The 12,163-nt window shown below is 45.5% G+C and carries 11 protein-coding genes and 1 pseudogene; 7 read left to right on the top strand and 5 right to left on the bottom strand.

Translation table 11 applies throughout. The features are described 5' to 3' along the window. Window positions 1-15 precede the first annotated feature (15 nt). The 3 genes and pseudogenes from BLS49_RS12510 to BLS49_RS12500 form a co-directional block, all read left to right on the top strand. Window positions 16-636 (top strand): nitroreductase family protein, encoded by a 621-nt coding sequence (locus tag BLS49_RS12510; RefSeq protein WP_091230623.1) that lies wholly within the window; start codon window positions 16-18, stop codon window positions 634-636. Between the two features lie 12 nt (window positions 637-648). Continuing rightward, window positions 649-1,257: an alpha/beta hydrolase gene (locus BLS49_RS12505; protein ID WP_091230621.1), complete on the top strand. Its 609-nt coding sequence runs from the start codon at window positions 649-651 to the stop codon at window positions 1,255-1,257. After that, a pseudogene (locus BLS49_RS12500) lies at window positions 1,239-1,472 on the top strand (aldo/keto reductase); the annotation flags it as partial. The gene BLS49_RS12505 and the pseudogene BLS49_RS12500, both read left to right, overlap by 19 nt. 72 nt (window positions 1,473-1,544) lie before the next feature. Here BLS49_RS12500 and BLS49_RS12495 read toward each other — a convergent pair. After that, window positions 1,545-2,609, bottom strand: a complete 1,065-nt coding sequence (locus BLS49_RS12495; protein ID WP_091230616.1) for an anthranilate phosphoribosyltransferase — start codon at window positions 2,607-2,609, stop codon at window positions 1,545-1,547. A gap of 22 nt (window positions 2,610-2,631) precedes the next feature. After that, a complete protein-coding gene (locus BLS49_RS12490; protein ID WP_091230613.1) occupies window positions 2,632-3,246 on the bottom strand; it encodes an ANTAR domain-containing response regulator in 615 nt (204 codons plus the stop codon). 484 nt (window positions 3,247-3,730) lie between these two features. Between BLS49_RS12490 and nirB the strand changes: the two genes are divergently transcribed. Then, entirely contained in the window at window positions 3,731-6,160 is a 2,430-nt protein-coding gene (gene nirB, locus BLS49_RS12485; RefSeq protein WP_091230788.1) for a nitrite reductase large subunit NirB, read from the top strand. Window positions 6,161-6,171: 11 nt separating this feature from the next. Next, a complete protein-coding gene (nirD, locus tag BLS49_RS12480; protein ID WP_175471399.1) occupies window positions 6,172-6,486 on the top strand; it encodes a nitrite reductase small subunit NirD in 315 nt (104 codons plus the stop codon). Between the two features lie 202 nt (window positions 6,487-6,688). On the opposite strand, the gene BLS49_RS12475 is transcribed toward nirD, so the two are convergent. Continuing rightward, the gene (locus tag BLS49_RS12475) at window positions 6,689-7,708 is read right to left on the bottom strand and encodes an LLM class flavin-dependent oxidoreductase (protein ID WP_091230609.1); all 1,020 of its coding nucleotides are present in this window, start codon (window positions 7,706-7,708) and stop codon (window positions 6,689-6,691) included. Window positions 7,709-8,105: 397 nt separating this feature from the next. Here BLS49_RS12475 and BLS49_RS12470 point away from each other — a divergent pair, with 397 nt between their 5' ends. Both BLS49_RS12470 and BLS49_RS12465 read left to right on the top strand, forming a co-directional pair. Further along, on the top strand, window positions 8,106-9,566 hold the full coding sequence (locus tag BLS49_RS12470) for an AlkA N-terminal domain-containing protein (RefSeq protein WP_091230606.1): 1,461 nt from the start codon (window positions 8,106-8,108) through the stop codon (window positions 9,564-9,566). Window positions 9,567-9,577: 11 nt separating this feature from the next. After that, window positions 9,578-10,117, top strand: a complete 540-nt coding sequence (locus BLS49_RS12465) for a methylated-DNA--[protein]-cysteine S-methyltransferase (protein ID WP_091230603.1) — start codon at window positions 9,578-9,580, stop codon at window positions 10,115-10,117. A 213-nt stretch (window positions 10,118-10,330) separates the two neighbouring features. Here BLS49_RS12465 and BLS49_RS12460 read toward each other — a convergent pair whose 3' ends face one another. Further along, entirely contained in the window at window positions 10,331-11,161 is an 831-nt protein-coding gene (locus tag BLS49_RS12460) for a carbohydrate ABC transporter permease (RefSeq protein WP_091230599.1), read from the bottom strand. Continuing rightward, window positions 11,161-12,048: a carbohydrate ABC transporter permease gene (locus tag BLS49_RS12455; protein WP_091230596.1), complete on the bottom strand. Its 888-nt coding sequence runs from the start codon at window positions 12,046-12,048 to the stop codon at window positions 11,161-11,163. The genes BLS49_RS12460 and BLS49_RS12455 overlap by 1 nt, the downstream gene beginning before the upstream one ends. Window positions 12,049-12,163: the final 115 nt, after the last annotated feature.

Here is a 12,163-nt window from a genome sequence, read left to right as displayed (position 1 = left end):
ATAGGAGCTAATAATATGAACGATTTTACTTCTTTAATCAAATCACGGAGATCGGCGAATAAATTTATGACAGGTGTAGAGATCACGGATCAGGATCTGGATCAAATTTTTCAGCTGGTGAAGTTTGCACCCTCGGCGTTCAACCTGCAGCATGCTCATTATATGGTGATTCGGGACCCGGAGCTCAAACAAAAAGTATATGAGGCTGCCAACAAGCAGTATAAAATCTTGACCTCTTCGGCTGTTATTGTTGTATTAGGACGTATGGATGCTTATAAAGATGTGGACAAAATAAATGAAGGCCTGCTTAATCTCGGCGTGATCAATAAGCAGGAATTTGATAGAGAAGTAGAGTCGGTGGTCTCTTTTTATGAAACAGGGGGAGATGTCTTCAAGCGTGATGAAGCGATCAGAAACGCAAGTCTGTCTGCTATGCAACTGATGCTCATTGCGAAAGATCAAGGCTGGGATACGTGCCCGATGATCGGCTTTGACCCGGAAGCACTTCGTGAAGCATTATCCATTCCGGAATCAACTATCCCTGCCATGCTGATTTCGATTGGGAAAGAGGATACGTCAAGCCAGCGTCCACGCGGCTATCGCAAGCCTGTATCGGAGTTTGTAAGTTACCTGTAAGGAGGATATAGAATGAAGCATATTTTTAAGCAAGGGACTAACCTCGATGCACCTACACTGCTTTTATTGCATGGTACAGGAGGGAATGAAGATGACTTGCTGCCTTTGGCGGAAATAATATCTCCCACCTCATCCGTTTTAAGTGTAAGGGGAAATGTGCTGGAGAATGGGATGCCTCGTTTTTTTCGCAGACTGTCAGCAGGTGTGTTTGATGAAGAGGATTTGATCTTCCGAACCGGGGAATTAAATCGATTTCTGGATGAAACGTCGCAGCAATATGGCTTCAACCGTGAAAATATCATCGCAGTAGGTTATTCCAATGGCGCGAACATTGCCGGAAGTCTGCTGTTCCATTATAAGGATGCCTTACGCGGAGCGATACTGCATCATCCTATGGTTCCAAGGCGTGAAATAGAATTGCCTGATCTAAAGGACGTTCCTGTGTTTATCGCTGCAGGAAGCAATGACCGGATGTGTCCGCCAAGTGAAACAGAGGATTTGGAGTCCCTGCTGACTGGAGCGGGTGCATCGGTAAGCGTCCATTGGGAGCAGTTCGGTCATCAGCTTACCTCTAGCGAGGTTGCGGAGGCGGCTGCTTGGTTCAAGATGAAATTTATATAGCGACCAAGTTTTGCCGAGCCGGAGATGTTCATAATCTGAACACATACTCTGAACAATCTATACACAATTATTGTGAAGATAGTCTAAAACGCCTGCAACGCGAACGAATTGATCTATACCAGATTCACTGTCCACCTTTTGCGGTATTACAGAATGGACAAGTATTTGAGGTTCTCAATAAGCTGCAGGCTGAAGGGAAAATTCGTCACTACGGCAGATAACTAATTAAAATAAGTGGGGGACTCGACGGGAATTTTTCATCCTATCGAGTCCCTTATTCTATGCTATCATCCAGAATAGCTTGATCCGTTCGCCACAGTTTGCTCAGGGGAATGGTGAGTCATGGCGCTAAGCCATTTTTGATATATTGCATAAGGAGCCCCTTCCTCCAAAAGAGCTTTACAGGTATAAATTCCTTCTTCGATGGAATCTACTTTCTCAGCGATATGAAGGCGAACAGCGCCGTTTAGAATGACTTGATGAATAAATGCAATGTGCGCTTCACCTGTTAGCACCTGTTCTGCAGTTCTTAGCTGTTCAGCTGCGGTCCAATGGACCTCTGGAGGGGTGGCATCAAGACCATACAGCTCAGGGTCAATAATTTGCAGTTCAGCCTTATCTCCTTCAACGACATAGGTACGGGTTGGACGATTAATGTATACATCCTCCGAGCCTTCAGGGCCTTGCACAATGAGCGCTTTGCGATAACCTAGCTGCATAATAAGCTGTGACATTCGATCGAACACGGTATTATGGTAAACCCCGTATACAAGGTAGGGAGAGTAGCTGTAATCTATAAGCTTCTCAATTGTATTAAGTGTTGTTCTCAAGCCTAATTCCTCCCGGATTGGGCGAAGCTCTTTAAGTGGCGGACACCATTCTTCAGCAGATACAAACAGGACGTTTGTGAGTTCAGCGGCGTGAAGCGAGAGGCTGCGAGTAGGCGGTATTTTGCTTCTTTCACTTAAAAGATCATAGACCGTTACGCCCCATTTTGGAGGGAGAGAGGCAGTGCCATGTAAGGTTACGGGAAGTCCTGCGGAAGCTAGCACAAAGGATGTAGCGAAGGTAGCCATAAAGGAAGTAGCTCTGCCATCGTAAGGGCCGGCGCAATCAATCCCTGCTTGAACCTGTGAACGCTGGGCGTATTTGCGACATATCATTATGAAGGCGTAAAGCTCATCCACATTCTCCATCTTAATTCGTTCTGCGAGGAAGAAAGCACCGATTTGTGCTGGCGAGGCTTTTTGGGTCAGGATTTGTTCTGCCGCATAACATGCTTCTTCATAGGTGAGATCACGAGCTCCTCTTTTTCCACGTCCCACTTCCTTCAAGATATCGATCATGTTCATTCAGCGGTCCTCCTTTTACTGACTATGTTCTTAACTGTTGATGTGCTTTAACGATGGTTGTTGCGATATCTACAATCCGTTTTCGTTCGTTCATAGCCCGTTTACGAAGTACATCGTAAGCCTCCGCCTCGGAAATTCTATTGACATCACACAGAATTCCCTTGGCCAGATCTATCCATTTTCTTTCTTCCAGTCTGGATACTAATCCGGCACGTTCTGTTTGCCATTGCTGCCTCTCGATGAAATGCTTCGCGCCAAAATGAAGACTCCAGTGCAGCTCCTGTGCAGTCATCGTAGGTGTTAAAATACCATCGATCGGCACGTCTTCCTCGCAGGCCTGCAGAGAGGCTGATGCTGCCTCTGGGCTGCACCACCACAAGAGAGGAAGTGCTTTCCGCTTATGCAGCAGCTCACTCCAGACTTTGATGCCAGCAATCGGTAATTGGAGAATAGCAGCGTCAGCTTCTTTAACTGAGCCATAGATTTCAGCTTCGAGATCTGAGGAAAATACCTGATAGCCATTCGTCTTCAGTAAGTATTCCGGATCCGCGGTACCTGTTGAAATATTTGATCTCTTTGTACATGTCTCTTCAGCAAGTGGGGAGGCGAATTCGCGAACGACCAGTAAAAAACGCATCGGGAGATTAACCCTCCTATCATACGAACATTGGATATGTGAATGCAATCAATTAGTTAAAAAACCTGACATATAAATTTTAAACTTTAATTTTATAGATGTATTTTCGCGCCGTTTTTCTGAAAAATCAATATACTTTCGGAAATTTCAATGATTTTATGCAAAAAATATATTGATTTGTCTGTAAATTACATAATTACGTTAGATTATATTACATTAAAATTAATAAAATAAAAATTATGTTATAAATATTGACATAATTAAAATCCTTATTTATAGTAAGTCTCATCACAACCAATTTAATAGCTCAAACCGAACACAATGGGGTGTTCGCCAGAAGCGGCAATGGAGCCTGTCTTCGCCTGTATAAGGAACTACATGTATTTCAAGGTGCATGTGTGTATTCCGAGGTGAAGGTAGGCTTTTTCTGATTTTAATAAGGCAGTTCAAAGTTCAATTCCAGTCGGGAGGAGAGAAGATGAATATGAGAGAAAAGAAAAAACTAGTGATGGTCGGCAATGGAATGGCTGGTGTTCGTACAATTGAGCATGTGTTGAAGCTGGCTCCTGACACTTATGAAATCACGATATTCGGGGCTGAGCCGTATCCGAATTATAACCGGATTATGTTGTCTTCTGTGCTGGCAGGTGGAGCAGATATGCAGGAAATCGTCATCAACGATTGGGATTGGTACACAGAGAATCATATTCATTTGCATACTGGTGATGCGGTTACAGTTATCGATACAACGAATCGATATGTGATGTCTGAATCTGGTGTGCGTGCTCCGTATGATGCCTTGATTCTGGCTACTGGCTCGAATCCATTTATGCTTCCACTACCAGGTGCTAATAAAGAAGGTGTTATCGGATTTCGGGATATCCATGATTGCAATTTGATGATGGAAGCATCGAAAAAATATAGCAAGGCGGCTGTAATCGGTGGGGGGCTCTTGGGATTGGAAGCAGCAAGAGGATTGCTTCATCTCGGAATGGATGTTTCAGTCATTCACATCAATTCCTATTTAATGGAACGCCAATTGGATGAGCCGGCAGCCAAGCTGCTCCAAAAGGAGCTTGAGGCCCAAGGCATGAAGTTCCTAATGCAGAAGCAGACTTCCGGCATAGTCGGGGGACGTCGTGCAGAAGGACTTCAATTTGCCGATGGGACTGAGCTCTCAGCAGACTTGATTGTTATGGCGGTGGGAATTAAGCCTAACATCGAGCTTGCCAAATCCTCGGGAATCGAGGTTGGACGCGGCATTATAGTAAATGATTACCTGGAGACGAGTATTCCAGAAATTTATGCAGTTGGTGAATGTGCCGAGCATCGGGGAATTGCCTACGGGCTGGTGGCTCCGTTATATGAGCAAGGCAATGTTCTAGCAAAACGCCTAGCAGGTCTGGATGCTCCTGGCTATGAAGGTTCGGTGACTTCTACGAAGCTGAAGGTGTCCGGCGTAGATGTATTTTCTGCGGGTTATTTCAATGAATCGCCGCAAACGCGGTCCCTGCGTATCCAGGACGATATCGAAGGAACATACAAGAAGATTGTTTTGCAGGACGACAGGTTGGTTGGAGCTGTTTTGTTTGGTGATATATCGGATGGAGCGGAGCTCTTTTCCAAAATTAAGAGTGGTGAATGCGTAGCCGGGAAAGAGAAGGAGCTCCTTCTTGGTTATCCGGCTGGTCAACCAGCTGGGGGCAACTCACAGTCAGCGCGGCTAGAGGCTATGGCCAATGACGAAATCATATGCGGTTGTAACGGAGTAACGAAAGGAACTATCGTCGATGCGGTGCGTAATGGTTGCAGTTCTGTTGGAGAAATCAAATCCTGCACGAAAGCGTCCGGTTCATGCGGAGGCTGTAAGCCGTTAGTTGCAGGATTGCTGGAGCTGTATGGGGATGGTCCCAGCGGCGAGCCGGTCAAAGAGGGGATTTGCGGCTGCACCACCTTGAGTCGCGACGAGATTGTAGAGAGCATCAAGACGATGGGACTAAAGAGTGTTAAAGAAGTGATTCATGTGCTCGATTGGAATCAGCCTGAGGGCTGCTCGAAGTGCAGACCGTCGCTGAACTACTATTTAGGAATGATCTGGCCAACAGAATACAGAGACGAAAAAGAATCCCGATTCGCAAACGAGCGCTACCATGCGAACATTCAAAAGGACGGTACGTTTTCTGTCGTTCCGCGGATTTACGGTGGTGTAACCTCACCTGCTGATCTTAAACGTATAGCAGAGGTGGCAGAGAAATATGAGGTTCCTATGGTGAAATTCACGGGTGGTCAACGGATTGACCTGCTTGGAGTGAAGAAGGATGATTTGCCGAAAGTATGGGAAGAGCTTGATATGCCATCCGGTCATGCTTACGGAAAGACATTACGTACCGTGAAGACCTGCGTAGGATCTACATTTTGCAGATTTGGCACACAGGACTCTATCAGTATGGGAATTCGCCTTGAGAAGGCATTTGAACGGCTGAACACGCCGGGCAAGGTTAAGCTTGCTGTGTCCGGGTGTCCTCGAAATTGCGCAGAGGCGACGATCAAAGATCTTGGCGTTGTTGCAATTGATGGTGGCTGGGAGATTTACGTTGGCGGAAATGGTGGCGTAAAGGTCAGAGCGGCTGATCTGCTCTGCACGGTCAAGAGTGAGGATGAAGTCATGGAGTGGACCGCAGCGTACCTCCAATATTATCGGGAACAAGCGAGTTGGAACGAGCGTACCGCTCAGTGGCTGGAACGTGTCGGTCTGGACACAATTAAAGCTGCTTTGAGTGATGCGGAGGAGCGCCAAGCTTTGGCTGAACGGATTAAAGAAACTTTAAGCCATACAACGGACCCGTGGAAGGAAATCATTGAGAATAAAGAATTACGCAAAAACTTTGAATCTCTGCAAGGAGTCCAAGTATAGGAGAGATTGCGATGATAACTAAAATAATGGTGGCTAATGTACAGGATATAGATGAACAGGGCTCGAGAACGTTCTCGGTAGGAGATAAAGAGATTGCGATTTTTCGGCTCAGTGATGGCAGCATCCGAGCGATCGAGAATCATTGCCCTCATAAAGGAGGACGGTTATCCGAAGGTATGGTGTGCGGCTCGGCAGTACATTGCCCGCTGCATGATTGGAAGATTGATTTGAATTCAGGGAAGGTCCAGGAACCGGATCATGGATCTGTTATCGTCTACGAGACAGAAGTGGAGGCAGCTAGCGGAGCAATTTACATTACACTCTAATCCCTCTTGAAACATTTCGTGCTCAAAATCTACTGGGAGATGACATCAATGGATTATGTAAAGGGTTTCTAGGCGAAGCAGCTTTGATCCGGGAACAACTGCACAACATAGCAAGCATGCCCTGCTTCACAAATAAGCTGAAGCAGGGCATGTGTCTATCCGTAATATAGATTCCATTGAGAATATAAGATCAATATTTAATTTACGATTCATTCAGTCTGGCTAATTTCGCTAAAAGCTCATATGAGCGTAACCGCGCGGAGTGATCATAGATTTGGGCAGCTACAATAAGCTCGTCTGCTTGGGTCACTTGAACAATTTCCTCAAGCTTTGCCCGAACGGTAGAAGGAGAACCGATCGCGGAAAAGCCGAGCTGTCTCTGAATAAGGGCCTTCTCTTCGGGGCTCCATATTCTCTCTATATCATCCACGGGAGGACGAAGCGGTCCGGTTTGTCGGCGGATCAGATTAAGGAATTGCTGCTGTTGAGATGTTGCCAGCCTTTGTGCTTCTTCATCCGTATCTGCGACGATGACATTTACGGCGACCATGGCATAGGGTTCCTCCAACACTTCCGAAGGGCGGAAGTTGTTTCGGTACAGCTCAAGTGCAGGGAGCAAATAATCCGGTGCAAAATGACTGGCAAAAGCAAAGGGCAATCCGAGCGCAGCAGAGAGCTGTGCGCTGAACCCACTGGAGCCAAGCAGCCAGATCGGAACATTTAGACCCTCGCCAGGGATGGCTCGAATCCGTGGGGAGGAGCCTTCCACGGGATTGAAATAAGCACGAAGCTCACGCAGTCTTTCCGGGAAATCTTGTCCGTCACTGCCGGGGCCGCGCCGAAGAGCCTGAGATGTTAACGGGTCGGAGCCCGGTGCTCTGCCAAGCCCCAGATCGATACGTCCCGGGAACAGGGATTCAAGAGTGCCAAATTGCTCGGCAACGATCAATGGTGCATGATTTGGCAGCATAATGCCGCCCGAGCCAACGCGAATCGTCTTTGTTCCGGCAGCAACATATCCGATCACGATAGAGGTAGCAGAGCTGGCGATGCCCGGCATGTTATGGTGTTCGGCTAGCCAGAATCGGTGATATCCCCATTTCTCAGCGTGCTGTGCCAGATCGAGCGTATTTTGCAGAGATGAGGCGGCCGTATTTCCTTCTATGATTGGAGAAAGGTCTAGTATGGATAAGGGGATTTCAGAAATTCGTTTATTGTGCATAAAACCTGCACCTCCAGAATTATAAGTGTAGTGTTGCATTAGTATTATCATTATCATCATTATAATATCAGAAGTACACCACTTCCTTTACTTCTACCGAAACTGCTGACAAAGCTTTATATCATGCAAAAAATAATGGTAAAAAGCAAAGTTCAATGATGACTTCCGATAATAGCGAGCAATACAAAACAGCAACTAAATACGCAATATTATAATCCTAAATGAGAGTGCATTGTTTTATAGCAATGCGCTCTCATTTAGCATGCGCCCGAAAATAAGCAGATTAGAAATACCGGATTTTAATTCTGCTTATTATAAAACCATGTCCGAAAATAGCCAGAAAATTTTAATGAATATGAGATAATGAAATAAAAATTAGACAAGGAGGCGAAAAATAATGATAACAAACGATAACGGCCTGTACGCTGCATTTGTAGCAAAAGATGCACGTTTTGACGGACGCTTCTTTGTAGGTATATCGTCCACCAGAATTTATTGTCGCCCTGTATGTCGGGCGCGGCAACCAAAAGCTGAAAACTGCACGTTCTATTCTACCGCAGCGGAAGCCGAACTAGCGGGATACCGACCTTGCCTTTTGTGTAGACCGGAACTTGCACCCGGCACTTCCATAACTGACGCTACTACTGTGTTGGCTCATAAGGCCGCAAGAATGTTAGAGAAAAACTGCGGAACGGGACAGAATTTAGACGAACTTGCCGGGCGGCTGGGTTGCACTGACCGGCATTTACGACGAGTATTCACAACAGAATACAACGTATCTCCTGTACAGTATCTTCAAACATGCCGTTTGCTTCTTGCTAAAAATTTAATTACAGATACGAATTTAAATATAATTGATGTTGCTATGGCGGCGGGCTTTGGAAGTTTAAGACGTTTTAATGACCTTTTCAAAAAGCATTATAATCTTACGCCAACAACATTAAGAAAACAAAGTGCAGCAGGAAAGCAAAAGAATGGCAATATTACTTTAGCTTTAGGCTATCGTCCACCCTATCGTTGGGAAGAAATGCTGAACTTCCTTGCCGGACGCGCAATAACAGGAATTGAAGTTGTAAAAAACGGTGAATACATGCGTACCGTTCATTTGGAAAATGCAGAAGGAAAGCATGTGAACGGTTGGGTACGGGTGGGTCATAAGCCCAAAAAGAACGTATTGAGCGTTACCGTGAGCGAAACTTTGTTGCCTGTACTTCCGCAAGTATTGGCACGGATACGACACTTATTTGACTTATATTGCGATCCGGACGCGGTGTATGAAACACTCCGGGTAATGAACGACATTCGACCCGGACTTTGCGTTTTGGGAACCCGTGTGCCGGGATGCTTCAACGCCTTTGAAATGGCAGTACGGGCGGTGCTTGGACAGCAAATTACCGTCAAGGCGGCAAGTACATTGGCTGCAAGGATTGTTGATGCCTACGGTACGCCGGTTCAAACAGGAATTGAGGGCTTAACCCATGTTTTCCCCTCCCCCGAAGCTATATTAGCTCTGGATGGCCCGATTGAAAATCATTTTGGCCCATTAGGTGTTATCGCAGCTCGTTCAAGAACGATTTATGAACTGGCACGGACAATCGTGCAAGGAGAAATTGATTTTGACCTTTGCGCCCAGCCGGAGGAAGAAATGAAAAAGCTGATGACTATTCACGGTATTGGAAGCTGGACAGCACAGTATATCGCCATGCGTGCTATGGAATGGCCTGACGCTTTTCTTGAAACAGACGCGGGCGTGAAAAAAGCATTACAGCCCAATACATCAAAAAAATTGTTGGAAATGGCTGAAAGCTGGCGACCGTGGCGTAGTTACGCCACCATCAGCCTTTGGAATTCGCTATAAGGAGGTACAATATGTACTATTCAACAACATACCTGTCACCCGTAGGTACAATTACGCTTGCATGCGATGGCGATAATCTTGTTGGTGTATGGAACGAGGGGCAAAAATATCACGGTGCCGCCATATCCGAGCAAATGACCGAAAAGGACGATATGCCGGTATTTGACGCGGCCCAAAAATGGCTGGACAGATATTTCGCAGGTGAGAAGCCCGCCATTTCCGAATTGCCGCTGGCTCCGATCGGCGGTGAATTCCGGCAAAATGTATGGGCTATTTTATGTGAAATACCATACGGCGAGGTTATCACCTATGGCGACATTGCTAAAAAAATGGCGGCAAAGATGAACAAAGAAAACATGTCAAGTCAAGCGGTAGGCGGAGCAGTTGGGCATAATCCCATATCTATCATTATCCCTTGTCACCGGGTTGTAGGCTCAAACGGTAGTTTGACGGGGTACGCCGGAGGCGTTCATACAAAAGTAAAATTGCTTGAACTGGAGTGTGCTGACATGTCCCGGTTGTTTGTACCCAAAAAAGGAACTGCACTCTAACGTTGTATGTTGGGTTGCTACGGATAAAAGGAGAAGATTATGAACAATATTAAAAATAACTCCCCTTACTTTATGAGAATGGATTAATTGTAAGGAAATAAGGGAAGTGCGTTCCCTTATTCTTATCGAAACTGATCCAACAGTCGAAAATTCAGCTGTTGGATCGAATCCGAATATGTGTTTGGGCAGCCCCATTCTTCGATAATCGCCAGATCAGCCTTTGACTGCACCAGCCACAACGCCTTTGACGATGTATTTTTGCAGGAAGATGAATACGATGATCGAAGGAAGAACAGCCATGACCATGGCGGTCATTGCATACTGCCAGTCGGAGGTGTATTGGCCGACAAAAGTATAAGCAGCCAGTGTCAGCGTCTTCGTCGCAGGAGAACCGTTTACCATCAGCAGCGGGAGCAGGAAGTCATTCCAGATCCACATCACATCGATGATGATAATTGTCGTTGTAACGGATTTCAGCAGCGGGAATATGACACTAAAGAACAGTCTGAACCCGGATGCTCCATCAATGGTGGCACTTTCGTCGATTTCTTTCGGAATCCCTTTAACAAATCCATGATAGATGAAGAGCGCAAGCGGTGCGCCAAATCCCCAGTATAATAGACCAAGTCCCCATGTACTATCGGAAAGATTGAAGTCTTTTGCCATTTGAAGCACGGTAAGCATGATCGATTGGAATGGAATAAGCATCGGCATAATGCAGATGAAATAGATGATCAGGCTGGCGCGGGATTTGGTCCGGGCAAGCTTATAGGCTGCAATGGAAGCGATCAGTATAATTCCCACAAGTCCTAAGAGCGTAATAATTGCATTGTTCATAAACAGACGCGGATAATTGATGAATTTCCATACATACGCATAGTTCTCAAAGGAAAGCGATTGAGGCAGTGCGATCACATCGGTCATCACCTCTTTGAAGCTTTTGAAGGAGTTGATGATGGTCAGAACCAATGGATATAAGAACGCCAGAGAAAGAATGAACATAACCACTTCCAGGATAATGCGTCCAGCTTTGCTTTGTTTCATTATGCCTCAACCTCCTTGCGTTTGAAGATCGTTAACTGAATGACTGTAATGATAAGGACGGCTACGAAGAGAATGAGAGCTTTTGCTGTACCGTATCCGTACAGGTTATTCTGGAATGTATCGCGATAAATATCGTAAGCCACGCTATAGGTTGTTCCGCCAGGGCCGCCTCCAGTGAGCGACAAGATGACATCAAATACTTTGATGGAGTTCGTAAGTGCCATAAAGACGGAAATTGTAATCGATGGGGCAAGCAGTGGCAGGGTAATGCTGAAAAATCTGCGGAATGGTCCTGCGCCATCAACGGTAGCCGCTTCTTTTAGATCATCTGGAACCGATTGCAAACCTGCGATGTAAATGACCATGTAGAAACCAACGGATTGCCAGATCGAGACGAGCAGAATAGATATAAATGCAAGATTAGGATCACCCAACCAGCTTAGATCAAAAATTCCCCAGCCAGTACTTTCCCCTAAAGACTCAAACCCTTGCATAAAGATAAACTTCCAGATAAATCCGACGATAACTAAACTAAGGATATATGGGATGAAGAATGCGGCTCTTAACCAGGCTGTTGTTTTCAGCTTCATGTCCAGTACAAGAGCTAGTAGAATCGCTATTACATTAACTAGAACGATATACAGAATCGCGTATTTGACAGTAAACCATGCAGCGTTCGTGAAATTTGTATCGCCCAGAAAAATTTGTTTAAAGTTATCCAATCCGATAAATTTCGGATGCTTGGAGATCCCGTTCCATTTGGTCAGGGAGTAGCGAATGGTCATGATGAAAGGATAGTAGAACACTGCGATGATACTAATAAGAATTGGAAGTGTAAAAATCCCGAATTCCAGCTTTTCAGCCCGTTTTCTCCCTAATTTCAGCATAATGCACCTCTTTTTTCTAGCGATATTTTGTTAATGTGATGGTTGGAGTTCGTTATAATGTTATTATAGAGCAGCGCAAATCCTGGCTAAATGGATTTAAGAAAACAGTTAAGGG

The organism is Fontibacillus panacisegetis, assembly GCF_900102215.1.
Taxonomy (GTDB): domain Bacteria; phylum Bacillota; class Bacilli; order Paenibacillales; family Paenibacillaceae; genus Fontibacillus; species Fontibacillus panacisegetis.
Note: the sequence above shows the minus strand (reverse complement) of the source record. Positions and strands in the feature narration are given on the sequence as shown.